The organism is Simiduia litorea (assembly GCF_042853465.1).
Classification (GTDB): Bacteria; Pseudomonadota; Gammaproteobacteria; order Pseudomonadales; family Cellvibrionaceae; genus Simiduia; species Simiduia litorea.
In genome coordinates this window covers 210,414-230,467 of record NZ_AP031497.1, presented here as the reverse complement: position 1 = coordinate 230,467, position 20,054 = coordinate 210,414, and the positions used below count along the sequence as shown (strand labels likewise).

The 20,054-nt window shown below is 52.0% G+C and carries 17 protein-coding genes; 8 read left to right on the top strand and 9 right to left on the bottom strand.

What is annotated here, in order from left to right; all coding sequences use genetic code 11:
• Positions 1-94: 94 nt before the first annotated feature.
• From ACGHTT_RS01115 to radA, 3 genes are read right to left on the bottom strand one after another with little or no spacing between them, the layout of a single operon-like run.
• Complete coding sequence (locus ACGHTT_RS01115; RefSeq protein ID WP_390592984.1) at positions 95-955, bottom strand: hypothetical protein; 861 nt, start codon at positions 953-955, stop codon at positions 95-97.
• Positions 903-1,349: a DUF3291 domain-containing protein gene (locus ACGHTT_RS01110; RefSeq protein ID WP_390592983.1), complete on the bottom strand. Its 447-nt coding sequence runs from the start codon at positions 1,347-1,349 to the stop codon at positions 903-905. The genes ACGHTT_RS01115 and ACGHTT_RS01110 overlap by 53 nt, the downstream gene beginning before the upstream one ends.
• Positions 1,350-1,389: 40 nt before the next feature.
• The gene (gene radA, locus ACGHTT_RS01105; RefSeq protein WP_390592982.1) at positions 1,390-2,757 is read right to left on the bottom strand and encodes a DNA repair protein RadA; all 1,368 of its coding nucleotides are present in this window, start codon (positions 2,755-2,757) and stop codon (positions 1,390-1,392) included.
• A gap of 95 nt (positions 2,758-2,852) precedes the next feature.
• On the opposite strand from radA, the gene ACGHTT_RS01100 reads away from it, so the two are divergent.
• Genes ACGHTT_RS01100 through ACGHTT_RS01085 form a run of 4 tightly spaced genes read left to right on the top strand, consistent with a single transcriptional unit; the run spans position 2,853 to position 6,105 of the window.
• Positions 2,853-3,371, top strand: coding sequence for a type II secretion system protein (locus ACGHTT_RS01100; protein WP_390592981.1), 519 nt, complete (start codon positions 2,853-2,855; stop codon positions 3,369-3,371).
• A 25-nt stretch (positions 3,372-3,396) separates the two neighbouring features.
• Positions 3,397-4,512 (top strand): DnaT-like ssDNA-binding domain-containing protein, encoded by a 1,116-nt coding sequence (locus ACGHTT_RS01095; RefSeq protein WP_390592980.1) that lies wholly within the window; start codon positions 3,397-3,399, stop codon positions 4,510-4,512.
• Complete coding sequence (locus ACGHTT_RS01090) at positions 4,424-5,095, top strand: replication protein P (RefSeq protein ID WP_390592979.1); 672 nt, start codon at positions 4,424-4,426, stop codon at positions 5,093-5,095. Before ACGHTT_RS01095 ends, ACGHTT_RS01090 begins: the two co-directional genes overlap by 89 nt.
• Positions 5,096-5,151: 56 nt before the next feature.
• The gene (locus ACGHTT_RS01085) at positions 5,152-6,105 is read left to right on the top strand and encodes a glucosaminidase domain-containing protein (RefSeq protein WP_390592977.1); all 954 of its coding nucleotides are present in this window, start codon (positions 5,152-5,154) and stop codon (positions 6,103-6,105) included.
• Between the two features lie 244 nt (positions 6,106-6,349).
• Here the strand turns inward: ACGHTT_RS01085 and ACGHTT_RS01080 are convergent, their stop codons facing one another.
• Entirely contained in the window at positions 6,350-6,559 is a 210-nt protein-coding gene (locus tag ACGHTT_RS01080; protein WP_290260480.1) for a cold-shock protein, read from the bottom strand.
• Positions 6,560-6,762: 203 nt separating this feature from the next.
• Complete coding sequence (locus ACGHTT_RS01075; protein ID WP_390592975.1) at positions 6,763-7,815, bottom strand: polysaccharide deacetylase family protein; 1,053 nt, start codon at positions 7,813-7,815, stop codon at positions 6,763-6,765.
• Positions 7,816-7,938: 123 nt separating this feature from the next.
• Here ACGHTT_RS01075 and aceK point away from each other — a divergent pair, with 123 nt between their 5' ends.
• The gene (aceK, locus tag ACGHTT_RS01070; protein WP_390592974.1) at positions 7,939-9,720 is read left to right on the top strand and encodes a bifunctional isocitrate dehydrogenase kinase/phosphatase; all 1,782 of its coding nucleotides are present in this window, start codon (positions 7,939-7,941) and stop codon (positions 9,718-9,720) included.
• An 18-nt stretch (positions 9,721-9,738) separates the two neighbouring features.
• On the opposite strand, the gene ACGHTT_RS01065 is transcribed toward aceK, so the two are convergent.
• From ACGHTT_RS01065 to parC, 3 genes are all read right to left on the bottom strand, one after another.
• Complete coding sequence (locus ACGHTT_RS01065) at positions 9,739-10,002, bottom strand: PilZ domain-containing protein (RefSeq protein ID WP_390592973.1); 264 nt, start codon at positions 10,000-10,002, stop codon at positions 9,739-9,741.
• Between the two features lie 40 nt (positions 10,003-10,042).
• The gene (locus ACGHTT_RS01060) at positions 10,043-11,215 is read right to left on the bottom strand and encodes a hypothetical protein (RefSeq protein WP_390592972.1); all 1,173 of its coding nucleotides are present in this window, start codon (positions 11,213-11,215) and stop codon (positions 10,043-10,045) included.
• A gap of 102 nt (positions 11,216-11,317) precedes the next feature.
• Positions 11,318-13,573, bottom strand: a complete 2,256-nt coding sequence (gene parC, locus ACGHTT_RS01055) for a DNA topoisomerase IV subunit A (protein ID WP_390592970.1) — start codon at positions 13,571-13,573, stop codon at positions 11,318-11,320.
• A gap of 143 nt (positions 13,574-13,716) precedes the next feature.
• Here parC and ACGHTT_RS01050 point away from each other — a divergent pair, with 143 nt between their 5' ends.
• Positions 13,717-14,991, top strand: a complete 1,275-nt coding sequence (locus tag ACGHTT_RS01050; protein ID WP_390592969.1) for a hypothetical protein — start codon at positions 13,717-13,719, stop codon at positions 14,989-14,991.
• Here the strand turns inward: ACGHTT_RS01050 and ACGHTT_RS01045 are convergent.
• On the bottom strand, positions 14,970-16,469 hold the full coding sequence (locus ACGHTT_RS01045; RefSeq protein ID WP_390592968.1) for an FMN-binding glutamate synthase family protein: 1,500 nt from the start codon (positions 16,467-16,469) through the stop codon (positions 14,970-14,972). The genes ACGHTT_RS01050 and ACGHTT_RS01045 overlap by 22 nt on opposite strands.
• A gap of 110 nt (positions 16,470-16,579) precedes the next feature.
• On the opposite strand from ACGHTT_RS01045, the gene ACGHTT_RS01040 reads away from it, so the two are divergent.
• Both ACGHTT_RS01040 and putP read left to right on the top strand, forming a co-directional pair.
• On the top strand, positions 16,580-18,235 hold the full coding sequence (locus tag ACGHTT_RS01040) for an acetolactate synthase large subunit (protein ID WP_390592967.1): 1,656 nt from the start codon (positions 16,580-16,582) through the stop codon (positions 18,233-18,235).
• Between the two features lie 235 nt (positions 18,236-18,470).
• Entirely contained in the window at positions 18,471-19,964 is a 1,494-nt protein-coding gene (gene putP / locus ACGHTT_RS01035) for a sodium/proline symporter PutP (RefSeq protein WP_390592966.1), read from the top strand.
• Positions 19,965-20,054 lie beyond the last annotated feature (90 nt).

Below are 20,054 nucleotides of genomic sequence, written 5' to 3'. Positions count from 1 at the left end.
AGGGCGCGGGCGAGATATTGCACTGTTGGCAGCACTTTATAGAACACCTAAAGTGCTGCCTACTGGTACAGCAACAGTATTAGACAAATGCGGCTTAAGGTTTAGCGTATTGACCCAGTATACCTTGCCACGTTTTTTCAATTTCCGGCAGCAGCTTCTGAAACGCCGCCACTTCCGTTGCCACGCGCATATCATCTACCGCGTCCTCTGTGCTCCAAACACTCGAGTGCTTGCTTTCCTTGGCAGTCGCTTCGGCCAAGCCAAAAAGATATTCTGTGCGCACATCAAAAAATGCGACAGATACCGTGGTTGATACCGATACTTCTTTGTTATTTAGAAAACCTAAGGAAATAACATTCAGTGGCGCAAACTTTTGTTCGCCGGCATGAAACGACGTATCAAAGGTATAGATCATCAGTATATCGGCGCGCAAACGTGCGGAAGCTTCGCGCAAGGCTTTAATAGAATCCAATTGGGTCGGCAGCAAGATTCTATTCAACGGCGCAATCCCAGCCACCTGAGGCAATTTTGCTAGACGCTCAAAGTCCGCATCCGTTTCAACTTCGCGCGTTGTTACAACACTGTAACGGCCAGTACCGTAGCTATCCATACGATAGGATTGATAGCCCGGCGCCTGCACGCGGGCAACGCTGATATTAGCCGGAAAATTAGCTGCAGGTTGCTTAGACAGCAACGCATTTATATCCGCGTCTGCCAACTCGCTCAACTGCACAGTGCCCCCTGGGGTGGTGTAGGAGGCGCAACCGATAACCGCTAACAACAGTAGTGACATTGCACCACGCACGATACGATTAAATCGGTTTAACAGGTAACTATCTCCGTTTATAAATTTTTGGCTAGCACCTGCGCCGGCTACGAAACCCCAAATAAAGACCCACACATCATACGGGATCAAACGGTTTAGCAAAGGTAAAGGCGTAGGTCGTGGGGCCATGCTCCTCCAAATGCTGCAAACGCGCCTTGCCCTCTTCAACTGTCGGGGTATGGCCATGCGGAACCCACCAAAGTGCCTGATGGGCTATCGCGATTTTTTCAAACCAAGCGTCCCGATCGCGGATCAACTCCACATGCAAGGATTTATACACATAGGCGCGCAGCGCATCGCGATCGGCCCAGACACTCATATTGACGATGAGCAGTGGATCGTCAAACGCTTGAATTGAGGTGGCGTCGCCATCGGCTGTTTGCAAGCGCCAAATAAAGCCCGGCGCAGCATCGGCCAACGCATTTATTTCGTCGAGGCGCGATACAAACCCGGTCATGGTTTCACTGTCCATGGCATCTCGAGCGCGGGCAATATTGATCTGAGCTAAATGGTATCTGTCCATGAGTATCTATCCTTTTTGGCATAATTTATCTGTTAAAAAACTAAATAGCCTCTAATGCTTCCGCTAAATTTTTGACGATTACCAATGTCATACCGGGCACACCGCCCTTGGGCGCGTTGGCTTTTGGCACAATGGCGCGCTTAAAGCCGTGTTTTGCCGCTTCGCGCAAGCGCTCTTGACCCGACGGTACTGGGCGAATTTCTCCCGACAAACCAATTTCACCGAAGGCAATTAAATCCTGCGGTAACGGTTTATCTCTGAAGCTGGATACAATGGCCAACACCAGCGCCAGATCGGCACTGGTTTCGGCGACTTTTACGCCGCCCACAACGTTGACGAAGACATCCTGATCGCCAACCATAATGCCCCCGTGGCGGTGCAACACCGCGAGCAACATAGACAATCGGTTTTGGTCTAAACCCACCGCAACGCGACGAGGGTTGCCCAGACTTGAGCCGTCTACCAATGCCTGAATTTCCACCAGCAGGGGGCGCGTGCCCTCCCACATCACCATGACGATAGAGCCCGAGGCAATGTCTTCGGCGCGCTGTAGGAAAATGGCAGAGGGGTTATTCACCTCGCGCATGCCGCCCTCGGTCATGGCGAACACACCCAATTCATTCACCGCACCAAAGCGGTTTTTATTGCCGCGCAAGGTTCGGTAGCGCGAATCGTGGCTGCCTTCCAATAGAATGGAGCAGTCAATCATATGCTCCAACACTTTTGGCCCAGCCAAAGAGCCATCTTTGGTGACGTGGCCAACCAATAATAAAACCGTGCCCGTCTGCTTGGCGAACCGGGTTAAGAAGGCGGCGCTTTCTCGAACTTGCGTAACCGAGCCTGGCGCAGACTGGACATCGGCCATGTGCATCACTTGAATAGAATCCACCACCATCACGCGCGGGCGCATGGTGTCGGCTTGTTGGGCAATCGCTTCAATGCTCGTTTCCGACAACATGGACAATTTTTGGGTCGGTAAATTTAACCGCTTTGCCCGCATCGCCACCTGCTGTAGCGACTCCTCGCCTGTGATATAGAGCGCCGGCATCGTCTCCGCTAATTTACACAGCGTTTGCAGCAGCAAGGTCGACTTGCCGGCACCGGGGTTACCGCCTATTAACACCACGGAACCAGGCACGAAACCACCGCCCAGCACACGGTCGAACTCGGCCATGGTACTGCTGAATCGAGGTAGGTCATCTAGGCTGATGTCCGACAGTTTTTGCACCTTGCCGGTTGTTGCTGCACCGGCGTAGCCGGCAAAACTTTCCACCCGCGCCGAAGTCGCCGGCGCCAAGCGAATTTCTACGATGCTATTCCAAGCACTGCACTCGGAACACTGGCCTTGCCACTTGCGATAATCTGCGCCGCAGTCATTACAGACAAACGCGGTTTTTGCCTTAGCCACAGGGCCTCCGTGCTTTCGGTTTGTTTTTCAGTAAAATGGCGCTAGTGTAACCTGTAACGCGACCCGTGGTTCACCCAACAGGCTGTTAACCCCCTATGACGCCAGACCCAAAAGCCAAACACGAAAAGGGTTTTACCTTAGTCGAGCTAGTCGCCGTTGTCGTAATACTGGGTGTCTTGGCAGCGCTAGCCATTCCGCGCTTTGTCGATTTCGCCGACGCGGCGCAGGATGCCCGTATCAACGGCATTGCCGGCAGCTATAAAGCAGGTGTGGATCAAGTGCACGCCTATTGGCTCGCTAAGGGTTCACCCGGGCCGAGCCTAAATATGATCACCTTACCCATTGCCCAGGCCGGTGGCGACCTGAGCGTCAATGCCTTCGGTTGGCCCGCCGACACGCGCGGTGTCAGCCTGACCCTAAATTCAACCAACGACTGCCTAGACGTCTGGCGCGCGGTTCTCGAGGTGGGTGCACCGACAGTTTCCGCCACTGCCGACGCAGATTTCACCGCACTCTATATTGGCGGCAACAGCTGCCGGTATAATGACAGCGGAAACACGGCCAAAAGTATCCAGTTTGATTCCAATTCTGGCCAAGTCACAGTCAACTTATAGCGCGCATCAGTGGTAAGCTAGCGTCATGAATTCATCCCTTATTCCCGAGCGCCCAATTTGCGTAAGCCCTTCCTTGGCGGCCACCCTTGGTCTTGAAGAGGCCATTATGTTGAGCCAGCTCAATGAAGCACTAGCGCATCGCCCAACACAGGGCAGCAATGGTTTTCAGTGGTGCCTGCTGGCACAGGACGCCGTACACAAGCTCATGCCGTTCTGGACCGATCACGATATCGCGCGCATCGCCAAGAGCTTGCGCGACAAAGGCGTGCTGCTAATTACCAGCGCACCCTTTTACGACAGTAAAGAGCTGCGCTTTGCCTTAAACGAAAGGCAAACCCAAAGCCCGCTCAATCGGCCCCAAAGCCACAACCACATCACCAACGGCGCAAGACCCATGGCGCCGAATTGGCAGCCCAGTGACGACGTCTACGCGCAGCTGGCACAACACAACATCCCCAACAGCTTCGCGCGCGAGCAAATTCCAGAGTTTGTCACCTACTGGCGCGAGCAAGGCCAATCAGCGCACGCTTGGGGCGCCAAATTTATCCAGCAAGTGATTCGCAAGTGGCGCGAGCGGGAGACCGACTTCGGTCGCAAAGACCAGGAAGTGGCCATGACCAGCGGCTGGCGCCCCAGCCCCGACGCCATGGATGTGCTAACTCGTCACGCGGCCATCAACCAGTGCTTCGTAGAGGATTCAATCGCCGAATTCGTGCTCTATTGGAGCGAGCGAGGCGAACCGTCGAAAACCTGGAACAGTAAATTTATTCAGCATGTTAGACGCCAGTGGGCACGCTACACGGCAACGCTACAATACGATACAGAGCCGCGCCGCCTACCCGAAAACTGGGAGCCATCGCCGGACGTTTACGAGGTTTTGGCGCTGGCCAATATCGATTTACATTTCGCCAAACAACAGCTCATCGAGTTTTTAATTTATTGGCGCGATACCAACCAATTGCACACGTCTTGGAACACCAAGTTCCTACAACACGTTAAATATCAATGGGCTAAGCGACTCAGCGGCTCATTGGCAACTCAAGGTAATGCCCATGCAAGACAGCAAAGCCCTTCTCAATCAGGCCGAACACGCGATCGCTCAGTCAGCGAACAACTCAACGACCGAAGCTGGGCGCTCTAGCTCGCGCCAGGCGCCACCAAGCGAAGGATTAATTGACGCGATAAATCAGGCCTTTGAATTGTTTCGGCTGAATTATCACAATCAATACTTTGCCGCCTTTCCAGACGTTGAATCACTAAACCTAGCCAAGCGTTTATGGCTCGAAGCCCTCTCGCGATTCTCGCCCGAAACCTTGCTGCGCGGCGCTAAAAAAGTGATTCAGCAATCTGATTATCTACCCACAGTGCATAAGATGATTGTTGCCTGCGAGGGCGATAACAGCACCCACGGTTTACCAGAAATACATGCAGCTTACGTTGAAGCTTGCAATGCACCCTCGCCCAAGGCCGAGCACAAGTGGAGCCACCCAGCGGTGTATCTGGCTGGCAAAGCCGCCGACTGGTACTTCCTCGCCAACAACAATGAACGCACTGCACTGCCGGTTTTTACCGAGCACTACAAAGCGCTGTGTGAGCAAGTGCGCAACGGTGTGAAGCTCAAATTACCCGAGCGACTGGCACTACCGGAAACCCTCGAAACACCGCTCAGCAAAGACCAAAATCTCGAACGTTTAGCCTCGTTGAAGAAACAACTAGGACTCTAGTTAATTACTACATTGTTTTACTTTATCGCGAATTCTTTTCGTATCTGGAGCTGTGCATGTCGATGCGTTCAAAAGGCAATATTTTAGCGTTTATTTTTGCGAGCTATACGCTGGGTGTCATGCTATTCACCTTTTGGCTGAGCAATCACCCGCTCGGTGAACCGAGAATATTTTTACGCGAGCCCGGCCTGGCACTGCGCGGTGAAAGCGAGGAAGAGCGTCTAGCCGCTATCGAAGCCGCCGCCAATTTACCCGCCGACACTGACTTTAGTGACTACGATGACAAATACCTGAGCCGCCTCAAATTAGTTGCGCGCGACGGCACCATCAAAAATGAATTGGACAATAGTTTCGACTATAAAACCTTGCCAGACTTCGCTGCTATTAAGGTTATCAGCGAGCGCAAGAAAGCTTTTTTTGATTACTTGCGGCCGGCGGTGCAATTCCAAAATCAGCTGGTGCGCGAGCGCCGAGTTATCCTTAAGGGCATTGAGATCGCATTAAAGTCCAACCAAGCGTTGAACCGATCACAGCAAAAATACATGGACTTGGTGCGCAGCCGCTACAAGGTTTCCGAGCAGATGTCCGAACTCGACGCGGTAGATGCGCTGATGCGCCGTATGGACACCATCCCCGTATCCATGGTGTTAGCGCAAGCCGCACTCGAGTCGGCTTGGGGTCAGTCTCGGTTTGCCCGCGAAGCCAATAATCTATTCGGCCAGTGGTGCTTTAGCGAGGGCTGCGGCATGGTGCCCAATAATCGACCCGCCGGGGAAACCTATGAAGTTGCCACCTTCGACAGTGTCGATCAAGCCATTGCCGCCTACTTCCAAAATATCAATGCCTTTCACCGCTACTCAAGCATCCGAGACATTCGAGAAGCCGCGCGACGCAATCAAAAGCCGCTCCTCGGCCACGACATGGTTGCCGGCTTAGAAGCCTACTCGACCCGCGGACAAGACTATATCGATGAATTAAGGAAGATGATTCGCTACAACGACTTGGAATGATTGCTGTGCGGATGGCCTAATCTGACCCGTCGACCCCAGCTAATCGCTAAGGATTCGCGGTGTCTGGCTTCATTGTGGCTTGCGGCTTGCGGCTTGCGGCTTGCGGCTTGCGGCTTGCGGCTTGCGGCTTGCGGCTTGCGGCTTGCGGCAGCATGACACACTCTCAGCTCTCTCCCAGCAAACACAAACCGACCAGACACAAAAAACCCGGCTAGTGCCGGGTTCTTGTCAACGCACGCTGGGATTAACCAGGAGTAACGTTTTCTGCTTGTGGACCTTTCTGGCCAGCAGTGATTTCGAAAGTCACAGATTGACCTTCTACTAGGGTCTTACGGCCATTGCCGTTGATGGCGCGGAAATGTACGAATACATCTGGGCCAGACTCTTGCTGAAGGAAACCATAACCTTTTTCGTCGTTAAACCACTTAACAACACCGGTGTGTAAATTAGACATTTGAAGACCTCGTCTTACGATTAACTGTGCCGCCTCTGTTGGCGATTAAAACTTATCCATCTAGCAGCAGAGAAAGGCAAAATGTCTAACGGCTGGCAGCAAAACGGTAAAGCGCGATCATTCTAGGGTGCTCTTGCGCAGAGCACAAGTGGGTTAGTGAAAGAATTGGTTGTTTTATAAGCAAAAGCTGGACTTTCTTCGTCTTAGTTAGGTTCTGGCGCCCAACTGGCATCGGCGTTGGGCTTAATAAACGGACTCGAGTGCCAATAATAACGCCCAGGCTCGGGGCTTTTCGCTGTGCAGTTGTAGCGCGTGCGGCCGGGTTTCAAGGTTTTTTGAGCCTGAAAATTAATCTTTGTAGCAGATATAGTTAGCTTTTCCGCCGCGCCTTGCCGGCTGACATAGCAGGTAAGATCGGGAAGCTGAGCCAAATCCTCGGCCACGTACTGCACAATGGGCCGGCTCTCCGCTACCGCCAAAACGCCATCGTGCAACACAGTACCGTCTTCGCTCAAGTAGTGAACTGCGCTAATAGGTAAAGGTAGCGACCTCATCTTTAACGCCAGATCATCTACCTCGACATACTGGCCGCCAAAGGGGAAGCGCGGCAGCGCGGCAATATCTCGCGCCGCAGGCGCGCCCGAGTGCTGGCCGAAACCTACGAAGCCCAACGCCTCTACCAGCGCCAGTAAAGGCGCAGAAAACTCACCGTAGGGGTAGGCAAAGGCGCGATGAGACTGCCCTATTTCCAACTTTATTGTTGCCTCCGCTGCGAGGATTTCCCGCTGCATACGCGTTTGCCATTGTGCCTCTGTCTCACCGTCTAGCCGACGAATCATATGGCTGTGGCTAACGCCGTGATTAGCAATGGCAGCACCCTTATCAGCTAATGCACGTAAATCATCCCAAGACAAGGTGTTGGCTTGCTGCTGGGTTACGGGGTCAGTACTAACAAATACCACGAAGGGCCAGCCCCTCGCCTGCAACAGGGGCAGCGCCGAGGTTAAAACACTTTTCGAACCGTCATCAAAGGTGATCAAAACTGCCTTGTCGGGTAGCGGTGTGCGCTGACGTAGCGCCTCCAGCACGTCGGGCAAAGCCACCACGCGATATCCAGAGCGCTCTATTTGCTGCAGGTGTGCCTCAAACCCAGCCGGAGAAATGCTCGTTGCTGCCGGCGTCTGATCGCTAATATGGTGATACTGCAAAATAACCAAACTGTGCGCGCTCTGCGCCATGAACAGAAGTGCGAGCAAACAAAAAACACCCTGCCAGACGCTCCATTTACCGCACGGATAACCACTATGCAATTTGATCTCCACTAGCCATCGGCTTTTATGCTTATACTCAATTCAGTATTCTGCAATGGGCAGCACAGCATGTCTAATCAAACAACAGGCACGACACCGACAAAGCCTGCGACCAGTGTACATTTAACCCCCAGTGCAAAACGCATCGCAAAAACGGTGTTGAATGGCTTTGACGCCTATTTCGCCGACTTTCAAAATATGACCTTGGGGGCAAAGGCACGTTTTGAAACCCATAACTGGGCCGGCGTTCAGGAGGCGCATCGCGAGCGCATCGAGCTGTATAAATTTAAAGTGGATCAGGTCTGTAAATTGGTGCGCGGTGTCACCAGCAAAAATGTCCTCGACCTCAACATCTGGCAACAGGCGCGACAGGCCTATGCACTGCTGGTGTCAAACCACAGTAACTATGAGATTGCCGAGACATTTTTTAACTCTATTTTTTGCAGTTTGTTCGAACACCAACAAATTCACGACCGCAATTTATTCGTCAAACCGTCCAAAGACGAAAGCTACAAACAGCTGAGCGACTACACCATCTACTTCAGCTACAGCGCCGAATTCGGCTTCGAAAGCCTGATCCATAAGGTTTTTGACGACTATGAATTTTCCGTTCCCTGGGAGGATAAAAAACGCGACATCGGGTTTATTGTGGCCTCGATCCAGACCCACCTCGTGCCACTGATAGACTACCCATTGAGCGAACTTCGGGTCGATTTTTTGGAGTCCATTTTCTATCGCAACAAAGGTGCTTATTTGGTGGGTCGCGCTGTCCATGGCGATATCATCACGCCGATACTCATCCCCTTCCACAACAATGAAAGAGGCGGGATATACGCCGACACGCTGCTCTTTGACCGAGATAGCGCCAGCCGAGTATTTAGCTTTACCCGCTCCTATTTCATGGTCGACGCACCTATACCCTCTCGATTCGTGAAATTCCTAAGCTCCATTATGCCGAGAAAAGATATCTCCGAAATCTACAATGCTATCGGCTTCAACAAACACGGAAAAACCGAATTTTACCGCCACGTTATCTCGCATATGAAAAACAGTAGCGATAAATTCGTCATAGCGCCCGGGATTAAAGGAATGGTCATGAGCGTATTTACGCTACCCTCCTACGACATTGTTTTTAAGATTATTAAGGATCGTTTTGACCCGCCGAAAAAAGTTACCGAAGCCATCGTTAAAGAAAAGTACAAACTCGTTTCGCGCGCCGATCGCGCTGGCCGCATGGCCGACACCCAAGAATACAGTAACTTTATTTTCTATCGGAATCGTTTTAGCGACGAGCTTATAGACGAGCTGCAAAAAGTTGCACCATCAAAACTTATCATCACCGACAAGCTCGTAATTATTAAACACGTTTATACCGAGCGACGTATGACACCGCTCAACATGTATTTGGATCACGCCAACCAGCAACAAGTCGAAGAGGTCATGGATGAGTACGGCAATGCCATCAAGCAATTAGCCGCCGCCAATATATTCACCGGAGATATGCTCCTGAAAAATTTCGGCGTAACGCGCCATGGCCGCGTAGTATTTTACGATTACGATGAAATTTGTTTAATCACCGAGTGCGTGTTTAGAAAGATACCCGAGCCACGCAACGAAATTGAGGAGATGGCGAGCACGCCTTGGTATACCGTTGGCGAGTTTGACATTTTTCCAGAGGAGTTTCGGTTATTTTTTAGTGGCAACCCTGCGGCGAGAATCGCGTTTGAAGAAAAACACAAAGATTTGTACGAGGCGAGTTACTGGCAGAGCATTCAAACGGAACTCTTAGCAGGGCAGATCAACGACACCTTCCCCTATCGTCGCCACCTGCGCTTTGCGCCCAATCGGTAGCGTGCGCACCGAACAAACTTAATTACAAAATTGCAGGCCTATACCGCCCTCTTCGATACGTACGATACGCATATCCACAACAGGGGCATCGGCTAACATGCCCTGAACCTGGCCGCGAACTTCGGTGCCCACGGGAGGCATCTGTTCGGGGTTAGTAACCACAAAAATACCACCATCGGAAATATCGCGTGTGTGAACCATCATTTCACCAATGGATTCATGACTAATCAACACGCGACATCGCACCGGTATTCTTGGATATCTTCGGTTGTCATTGCTCATGTGCCGCCCCGCTAAAAGGTCAACGCAAGAGCGCATCGACCTATGGATTTACTAAAATTTGATCAATTCTACTGCGATAGAATGTAATTGAAAAATGGTTAACACCGTCTTTAATAACCTCTAATTCAACTTCAGCACCGCTTACTTTACGCACCACGCCGGTGGTTATTTTATCACCGGTTACCAACTGTACTTCTTTATCGAGATAGTCTTGCAGCTGTTCGAAGTCGACTTCTACCAGCGCTGGCGCCTTGGCCACGGCTTTCGGTTGGATCTGCGGCCTCGGGGCGGCTGGTTTGTACTCCACTTCCTTAAATATAGGCGAAACTGGCGTGCCCGCTACTTCAACTTCCACACGATTAAATAACATCTCGCTAATTTCTTCAGAACTGGGTAGCTCTTGTAAATCTATATTTAAGATCCAACGCAATACAATGCGGCCCGGCTCCTGCATATAGCTGCTCAGTGCCGTTTGGCTAGCATCACTCAAGCCCAAGCTTTGTTTATTCAACAAGGCTTCTAGATTTGCCATATAACCCGCGACCAACTGCTCCGGCGATTTTTCGTGGCGGGCGCTGCAGTAGCTAGTCCAGGCTTGCATCAAGCGGATATCGTCGAAATTTATCCGCACTAGGTCCAAGGTACTTGCCGCCTTTAAGTTCGGCGCAACGCCACCGAATCGCACCTGCGTTTTTAATTCGTAAGCACCGCGGGCAATCACATCGATATCTAAAGTAAGATCGCGTGTTGGGGTGTTATAGACGTAGCTAAAATTGAGGTCGCTATCCTCTTGAAAACCCAACATCCAGGGTGATGGCTGTTTCAAGGGGTCTAAACAATCCACCGTCGATTCGACAGACTCGGCAAAATTTTCCAAATTGGCATTAATACCCGTGACTTTCACGCTCAACGCCTCGGGCGCACTGCCACCAAACCGGCGCTGTACTAGCTCGGGTAGGGATTGCATATCCACTTCGATCTGCTGAATATGGGCGCTAAACATATCGCTATTGGGCAAGCTGAGCTGTACCCGCTTTACCGTCACCTTGCCATCGAAGCCCACATTCAAGCGATCGTAGCGAATCGAAACGGTATCGCGCATGCTGGCGATAGAGGCGTCGACGCTATTGCGAATTTCCCACTGCAAGAGCCAACGGCCAGCAATGGCAACCAGCGCCAACAGGACGATTAATTTAAAAAGTTTCTTACCCATACCCACCTCTAGTCATCCTGTCCAGACAGCTATCAATTTTCACTGGGGCCTTAGGCCCCTTTTAACGGTGGTCAATACTAGACCATTTTGCCCGTTGCTCACTCATCCCTTGCGCACAACTGAGACACTGTCTACCTTTTGGAAGCCGCGCGGTAGCTTATTTCCACGCCGACCGCGCTCGCCTTGATAATGCTCCAGATCCGCTACTTTCAAGGTCAAATGCCGCTTGCCAGAGTAAACGGTTAATTCATCGCCGGCCGACAACACCGCCAAGCCCAAGAGAAACTCCTCTCGACTCTGCAAGCGCGCCGAGGGGATGTTCATGATTTTATTACCCTTGCCGCGCGCGAGCTCTGGTAGCTCCGACAACGGAAAGACCAGCAATCGACCCTCGTTACTAATAGCGGCGAGAATTTCCGTTGCCGGATCAGTCACACTTAAGGGCGCCATCACTTTTGCGGCTTTAGGCAAACTGATCAGCGCCTTACCGGCCTTATTCTTGGTGGCTAAATCCGATAACTTAGCGACAAAGCCATAACCTGCATCGCTGGCGAGCAGCACCTTCTCGTCGTCGCCACCCATCAAGGCGCCCTCAATGGTGGCCCCGCTAGGTGGGTTCAGGCTGCCGGTTATCGGCTCGCCCTGACCACGCGCAGACGGCAGCGTATGACTGACCATCGCATAGGAGCGACCGGTGGAATCCAATAACAACACCGGTTGGTTACTCTTACCTCGCACGGCAATTTTGAAACTATCGCCGGCTTTATAACTGAGTGCAGCGGGGTCGATATCGTGACCTTTGGCCGAGCGAATCCAACCTTTTTCAGAGATAACAACGGTAATAGGCTCGGCCGACATCAGCTCGGTTTCACTGAAAGCCTTGGCCTCGGCGCGCTCGACAATGGGCGAGCGGCGCTCGTCACCATGAGTGTCCAATACCGCCAACAACTCTTTCTTCACCAAATTCTTTAACCGAACCGCAGAATCCAAGGTTTTTTCTAAATCCTTGCGCTCTTTTTCCAGCGCTTCCTGCTCTTCCAGAATTTTCATTTCTTCTAAGCGCGCTAACTGACGCAACTTAGTTTCTAAAATGTATTCCGATTGTGTCTCGTTCAGATTAAAGCGCGCCATCAGCACAGCTTTGGGTTCGTCCTCGGTGCGGATGATACGAATCACTTCATCCACGTTGAGGAACACGATCATTAACGCCGCCAATCTGTCTAAGCGCTCATTCACCTTTTCCAAGCGGTACTGCAGACGCTTGCGCGTGGTTACCATCCTAAAGCTGAGCCACTCGCTCAACAGCGTGTTCAAGGGTTTAACCGCGGGTCTACCGTCTATGCCAATCATATTCATGTTGACGCGATAGCTGCGCTCGAGATCGGTAGTAGCAAACAAGTGCTGCATCATCTGCTCGATGTCGACCCGATTTGAACGCGGAATAATCACTAGGCGGGTTGGGTTTTCGTGATCGGATTCATCCCGTAAGTCGGCCACCATCGGTAGCTTTTTCGCCAGCATCTGCGCGGCAATTTGCTCAAGAATTTTTGCACCGCTTACCTGATGCGGTAGATCCGTTACCACAACATCGCCGTCTTCTTCACTCCAAATTGCGCGCATGCGCAAGCTGCCGCGGCCTGTTTCATACAGGCTGATGAGATCAGCACGCGGTGTGATAATTTCCGCCTCGGTGGGCATATCGGGGCCGAGCACAAACTCGCACAGCTCGGCCACGGTCGCCTTCGGGTTATCTATCAAGTGAATACAGGCATTCACCACTTCGCGCACATTGTGCGGCGGTATATCGGTTGCCATACCCACGGCGATACCGGTGGTGCCATTCAAAAGCACGTGCGGCACTTGCGCCGGTAAAACCGCCGGCTCGTATAAGGTGCCATCAAAGTTAGGCAGCCACTCCACGGTGCCCTGCCCCAATTCGCTCAGCAACACCTCGCTAAACTTGGTCAGACGCGATTCGGTATAACGCATGGCCGCAAACGATTTCGGGTCGTCCGGCGAGCCCCAGTTACCTTGGCCATCAACCAGCGGATAGCGATAGGAGAAAGGCTGCGCCATCAACACCATGGCTTCATAGGCAGCCGAATCGCCGTGTGGGTGAAACTTACCGATCACGTCACCCACGGTGCGCGCCGACTTCTTAAACTTAGCACTGGCTTTCAGGCCTAATTCGCTCATGGCGTAGATGATGCGGCGCTGCACCGGCTTTAAACCGTCGCCCACATGGGGCAGCGCGCGATCCAGAATCACGTACATGGAGTAATCCAAATACGCCTTTTCGCTGAAATCTTTGATGGATATACGTTCATCCGCTGGCATTGCGGCGATCAGATCAGACATGCTACTTCCTGAAATTCGAGTTGCTGAGCCCGGGAAACCCGAGCAAGTGCAAGGCTTATACCAAAATCAGCCTATAACTGCCACTGCCCAAAGTTCAGCAAGCCAGCTAAAATGATCTAACAAAAGTCGTATTAGGGGCGGGAATGCACCAAGCAGTATCGACAGGCTGGTTAGTCGCAGGGATGTTTTATACGCAACTCGGCCTCGCACAAACAATTGCCTCTGAGGCACCAACGGAAGCCGATTGGCAAAGCCCTGCCCAACTGGCCTACGTGCTGGACGAGCTCGAGCAACTTTCGCAGCTGCCAGCACCACCCTCAGCCTTTAGCATCGACGCCTGGCCCGATCTTTATGCCTACCGAGAGCCCTCAACCAATGAGGCGCCGGTTGCATCACTGGAGTTAGATTCAGGTTTAATACAGCCACACCCAGCCCCGAAAGAGTTTGTACCCTATCGCAACCCAACCAATTTTTTCGAGCACAACCTCGACAGCACCCGCCAACTGTTAGCTGATGAGGATTTATGGCCCACTTACGTAATTCCCGAGGACAGAAAAAATTGGATGGACAGCACCCGGGAATACTTACACAGCTCGGCCACTGGCCCCGTGGTGTGGTTCGACAATTTTTTCGCCGTCAATCGCGGCCCCAACGCCGCGACGCACGACTTGCGCCTAACGCCGATTTTAGAATGCAGCGATCTTGAAGGCTGCCAGCACAAGGTTAAGGTTCGCAGCCGCGTTACCCTGCCCAATACCGAAAAGCGCATGCGTTTATTGCTCACCAACGAAGACCCAAATTCGCTCTATGACACCTTGGATAGACGTGCAACCGCGAACGGCTCCAAAACCGACGAAAACCCCATCACCGCGGCATTGAGCTGGGCGCTGAAAACCACCGATAGCTACAACATCAGCATCTCTTCCGGTGTGCAGGTGCGCTCACCCATTCGCGCCTTCGTGCAAGCGAGCTCCACCGGTCGCACCGAGATAGGTGAAAAGATGTTGCTCTCCGCCGGCCAAAGCGTGTTTTACCGCAGCGATGAAGGCTATGGCGCGCGCACCCAAATCGATTTAGATCACTCGCTGCGCAACAATGTGCAAGAGGTTTTGCGCTGGCGCCAACTGTACGACGTGAGCGAAGAATTTTCCGGTGTCGATTGGAAAACCAGTTTGGAATATTTGCGCCAAGTGAACCGAGACCGCGCTTGGGGCGTGGGCTATGGCAACTCCGGCAATATCCACGAAGCCGCCATCGGTGAAGGCCACAAAGTGTGGGTGCGCTACCGCAAACGCTTTTATCGCGAGTGGCTGTTCTGGGAACTCGAACCCTTTGTGCAGTGGAAGCGCGAGTTCGATTTTCAAGCCGACCCCGGGATCGAGGCCAGCATTGAAATCTACTTAGACGACGACTCTTGAAGCATCACGTATTCAATCATCGGCGCCGAGTGGCCCGGTGACGTCACCAGCCGCACGTGCTTTGGCTGCAACTGCCTAGGCTCGGTAACACCGCAAGAATGCGCAATCATCGCCACGCTCTCGGTCATTTGCTCTTGGTATTGGGCCACGCGCACGGCCTTGTCCGCCGGCACTAACCCGCGTTGCAGCCGCTTATTGTGCGTGGTGATACCCGTTGGGCAGGTATTTTTATTGCACTGCAGGGCTTGAATACAACCCAGGGCAAACATAAAACCTCGGGCGCTATTTACAGCATCCGCGCCAGCGCAAAAAGCCATGGCAACCGCTGAGGGCGTGATCAATTTGCCCGCCACAATCACTTTCACGCGCTCGCGCAAACCGTGCTTTTTTAACAGCGCAATCAAATACGGCAAACTTTCTTTAATCGGCAAGCCCGTGTTGTCCATCAAGGGTTGTGGCGCTGCGCCGGAACCGCCGTCGCCACTATCGAGGGTAATAAAATCTGGCGCGACATCATGGCCGCGCTCGCCAATCAACAGACATAATTCCGTCAACCACTGATGTTCGCCCAAAACGAACTTGATGCCGGTGGGCTTACCGGTAGCGCTGCGCACGCGGCCAATCATATCCAGTAGATCGGGAACACTGCGCACTTCGGTATGACTGTTTGGGCTAATGGACGCTTCACCCACAGGAATATGGCGGATAGCGGCAATTTCTTCAGTGACCTTATCCGCCGGCAAGATGCCGCCCTTGCCCGGCTTGGCACCTTGGCTCAGTTTAATCTCAAACATCTTCACCTGCGGTTGCTCCGCCATTTGTTTGAGCTTGCCCTCATCGAGACAACCGTTGGCATCGCGCACGCCGTATTTCGCCGTACCAATTTGGTAAATCAGATCGCAACCGCCGGCTAGGTGATAGGGCGATAAGCCGCCCTCGCCAGTATTCAACCAACAACCGGCAAGGGCAGCGCCGCGCGACAACGCCTCTACCGCCGGCGCCGACAGAGCGCCAAAACTCATCGCTGAAATATTAAAAATTGAGCGAGTGCTGTAGGGGTTTGGACAATCAGGGCCAAAGGTTAACAGCGCTGGCTCCTCGTGGTTGTCGGCACTGACCGGCAAAAACGCATTGAGGAAGATGGGCGTGCCCGGCTTATCGATATCGCGTGTAGAACCAAAGGCAATATTTAAACTGTTGCGCTTAGCGGCTCGGTAAACCCAGGTGCGATCGGCCCGATTAAACGGCATTTCCTCGCGATCCTGGGCGAAAAAATATTGCCGAAAGAACACGCCCATGTGTTCAAACAAATAGCGAAAGCGCCCAATCACTGGGTAGTTGCGCCGAATGGTATGCCGAGTTTGGCGGCTGTCCACCACATAGGCGTAGACCACCCAGACAAGACCAAAGCCCAGCACCAGAATCAAAAGATCGCCCAGTAAACCCAGTAAACCCAGTAACCATAATCCCGTTTGCATCTGTCAAATCCCTTTCTGACCTGTATTGCGCGTCATTGTACGACAAGACCGTAGCGCTTCGATGGTCTATTCTCATGGATAACTCCACTTTTACAGGCTAACAACACCCCATGAAAGCTTCCGATCTGATGGTCAAATGCCTCGAAGAAGAAGGTATTGAATATATTTTTGGCGTGCCCGGCGAAGAAAATGCCGATTTCATGATGTCGCTAGAAAAATCCAAGCAAATCAGGTTTATCTTGACTCGGCACGAACAAGGTGCGGCTTTTATGGCCGAAATATACGGCCGTTTAACCGGTAATCCAGCCGGTTGCTTGGGCACGCTTGGGCCCGGCGCCACCAATTTAATCACCGGTGTGGCCGACTCCAACATGGACAGGGCCCCCATGCTGGTACTCACCGGCCAAGGCGCATCGACGCGCCTACACAAAGAATCCCATCAAGTGATGGATGTCGTGCAAATGTTTAAGCCCGTCACTAAGTGGGCCACCACAATCTGGCATCCAGAAAATATTCCAGAAATTGTGCGCAAAGCCGTTCGGGTTTGCCGCACTGAAAAACCCGGCGCCGTACACATTGAATTACCGGAAGACATCGCTAAATTAGCGATCGATAAAATGCCCTTGCCGGTGCGCAAATTTCGCCGGCCCGTGCCCGACGATAAAGCCATCGATCGCATTTACGATTGTTTAAAAAAAGCTAAGCGCCCTATCATCATCGCCGGCAACGGTTGTATTCGTCGCCGGGCGAGTAAACAGCTGCGTATTTTCTGCGAGCAAACCGGCATTGGCGTGGTGTCTACCTTCATGGCCAAAGGCTGTGTCGACATGAACGCGCCCTACTGCCTGTACACCATTGGCCTCGGCGCAAAAGATATTCCCGCCTGCGCCGTAGACGCCGCCGACTTGGTTATTTGCCTCGGTTACGACATGGTGGAGTACCACCCAAAACTGTGGAACAACGATCGCACCAAATCGGTGATCCACATTGATTTTCTACCGGCCGAGATAGACGAAAATTATCACCCACAACTCGAGGCCGTCGGCGATTTGGCCCACGCCTTGTGGATGCTAAACGAACGGCTGAAAAAAGAGCCAACGCCGCTCAGTTTCGATTTAAGCCAACAAAAAACAACACGCGAGGATATGTCCGCCGAGTTGGCCAAGCACAAGGACGATAAAACCGAGGGCAGCATCAGGCCGCAAAAGGTCTTGTGGGATGTGCGCAAGGTGATGGGGCCGCACGATATTTTGCTCAGCGATGTGGGTGCTCACAAAATGTGGATTGCTCGCCATTTTCAATGCAACGAACCCAACACCTGCTTAATTCCCAATGGCTTTTGCTCCATGGGTTTTGCCTTGCCCGGCGCATTGGCAGCGGCATTGGTGCACCCGGATAGAAATATTTTGGCTATTTGCGGCGATGCCGGTTTCATGATGAACGTGCAAGAAATGGAAACCGCACGGCGCTTGAATTTAAATCTAACCGTGATGGTTTGGGCCGACAACGCCTACGGGTTAATTGCCTGGAAGCAAGACAACGAATTCGGCCGCCATACAGATCTATCCTTTGGCAACCCAGATTGGTTACAACTCGCCAGCGCTTTCGATTGGCGCGGTCATCTCGTCGATAAGGCCGAGAACTTAGAAAATACCTTACAGCAATGTTTCAACGAGCCGGGGCCAAGCCTCTTGGTCATTCCTATCGACTACCGAGAAAACACCTTACTCACCCAGCGATTAGGCGAATTAACCTGCTCGATATAGTCAAAACCTGATAATTATCGGTAAATCTGGCTTTTTTTGGCGACTAGAGGCGACCTCGGTCGCCATTTTTGTTTAAATGTGCCTTCGCGCTACTCAACCGTCTTATTTACCAACATCGCAATTAATCACAATAATTTTAAATAGAGTGACGTTTACTCAATCACACTATGTCGATGTAGCAAGTAGCAATGTCTCGATAACAACGATAATTCAATAGTTGAATTCAGGTGAATCCATGCAAATTGGCGAATTAATTTCTCTCGGCCTCTATTTTGTTGTCATGATTGGCATCGGCCTCTACGCATACCGTAAAACGGATAAAGATGTGGCCGGCTATATGCTCGGCGGCCGTCAACTCGGCCCAGGTGTTACAGCGCTATCGGCCGGCGCTTCCGATATGAGCGGTTGGATACTCATGGGGCTACCCGGTGCCATGTATGTCTCTGGTATTTCCAGCAGCTGGATTGCCATCGGCTTAGTACTAGGCGCCTGGTTAAACTATTTAGTCGTCGCCCCTCGCCTGCGCGCCTACACGGAGCTTGCGCAAGATGCGATAACCATTCCCGACTATTTCGAAAAACGTTTTCAAGATAACTCGCACACACTGCGCGTCATTTCTGCCATCGTGATTATTATTTTCTTCACGCTCTATACATCCTCCGGCGTGGTAGCCGGCGGAAAATTATTCGAGAGTTCTTTTGGTTTGAGTTACTACGCCGGTCTTTACATCACCGCAGGCGTGGTGGTTGCCTACACCTTATTTGGTGGTTTTTTAGCGGTCAGCATGACCGACTTCGTGCAAGGCTGCATAATGTTTGTAGCCTTAATTCTGGTGCCCATTGTTGCCTACAGTGAATTCGACAGCCTCCAAGAATTAAATTCAACCGTGGCAAGCGTTGATCCGAGCTTATTGGGTTTGTTTAGTGGCGTCAGTGCACTCGGCATCATTTCTAGTATGGCATGGGGCCTAGGCTATTTCGGTCAACCCCATATTATCGTCCGCTTCATGGCCATTCGCTCATTGAAAGATATCCCTGCCGCTCGTCGCATTGGCATGAGCTGGATGCTGGTGACTATTATCGGCGCGTTGATCATTGGCTATATAGGTGTTGGATTTGTCGCGAAAACCCAGTCTGACTTTGGCGACCCAGAAACCATCTTTATCTTTTTCGCAAAACTATTATTCCACCCACTGATCAGCGGCTTCTTATTGGCGGCCATTTTAGCGGCAATCATGAGTACCATTTCGTCGCAGCTTTTGGTGTCTTCCAGTTCCTTAACCGAAGATTTTTATAAAGTTTTTTTGCGCAAAGAAGCCAGCCAGTCCGAATTGCTGTTCGTGGGCCGATGCTCTGTCGTGATTGTCGCCGGCGTTGCCATCGCGTTAGCCTACGATAGGTCGAGCACCATTTTAAGTTTGGTCAGCAATGCCTGGGCCGGCTTCGGTGCCGCTTTCGGGCCACTGATTATTTTGAGTTTGTTCTGGCGTAGAATGACGCGGGCTGGCGCTATTGCGGGCATGGTAACCGGCGCAGTCACCGTACTGTTATGGCTCTACGCGCCCATCACCATCAATGGTGCAAGCCTAGGTAGCTACCTGTATGAAATCGTACCTGGGTTTATTCTTGCGACTATCGCCGTGGTGCTGGTCAGCTTTGCAACCCAGGCACCAGGTCGAGAATTAACAGACACCTTTGACGCGGCAAAACAAGCCGTTAAGGCCGCTTAACCGTCGCGTTTGATTTTTTCTACTGGTAATTTTTACTTATATAAATAAAGGCAAGCTAAGCACGCGTTTCAACGGTGCTTAGCTGTTATA

Bases quoted from the DNA above. Each gene is read 5' to 3' on its own strand.
- ACGHTT_RS01115 (WP_390592984.1), bottom strand. From the start codon at position 955: ATGGCCCCACGACCTACGCCTTTACCTTTGCTAAACCGTTTGATCCCG.
- ACGHTT_RS01110 (WP_390592983.1), bottom strand. From the start codon at position 1,349: ATGGACAGATACCATTTAGCTCAGATCAATATTGCCCGCGCTCGAGAT.
- ACGHTT_RS01100 (WP_390592981.1), top strand. From the start codon at position 2,853: ATGACGCCAGACCCAAAAGCCAAACACGAAAAGGGTTTTACCTTAGTC.
- ACGHTT_RS01095 (WP_390592980.1), top strand. From the start codon at position 3,397: ATGAATTCATCCCTTATTCCCGAGCGCCCAATTTGCGTAAGCCCTTCC.
- ACGHTT_RS01090 (WP_390592979.1), top strand. From the start codon at position 4,424: ATGCAAGACAGCAAAGCCCTTCTCAATCAGGCCGAACACGCGATCGCT.
- ACGHTT_RS01085 (WP_390592977.1), top strand. From the start codon at position 5,152: ATGTCGATGCGTTCAAAAGGCAATATTTTAGCGTTTATTTTTGCGAGC.
- ACGHTT_RS01080 (WP_290260480.1), bottom strand. From the start codon at position 6,559: ATGTCTAATTTACACACCGGTGTTGTTAAGTGGTTTAACGACGAAAAA.
- aceK (WP_390592974.1), top strand. From the start codon at position 7,939: ATGTCTAATCAAACAACAGGCACGACACCGACAAAGCCTGCGACCAGT.
- ACGHTT_RS01065 (WP_390592973.1), bottom strand. From the start codon at position 10,002: ATGAGCAATGACAACCGAAGATATCCAAGAATACCGGTGCGATGTCGC.
- ACGHTT_RS01060 (WP_390592972.1), bottom strand. From the start codon at position 11,215: ATGGGTAAGAAACTTTTTAAATTAATCGTCCTGTTGGCGCTGGTTGCC.
- parC (WP_390592970.1), bottom strand. From the start codon at position 13,573: ATGTCTGATCTGATCGCCGCAATGCCAGCGGATGAACGTATATCCATC.
- ACGHTT_RS01050 (WP_390592969.1), top strand. From the start codon at position 13,717: ATGCACCAAGCAGTATCGACAGGCTGGTTAGTCGCAGGGATGTTTTAT.
- ACGHTT_RS01045 (WP_390592968.1), bottom strand. From the start codon at position 16,469: ATGCAAACGGGATTATGGTTACTGGGTTTACTGGGTTTACTGGGCGAT.
- ACGHTT_RS01040 (WP_390592967.1), top strand. From the start codon at position 16,580: ATGAAAGCTTCCGATCTGATGGTCAAATGCCTCGAAGAAGAAGGTATT.
- putP (WP_390592966.1), top strand. From the start codon at position 18,471: ATGCAAATTGGCGAATTAATTTCTCTCGGCCTCTATTTTGTTGTCATG.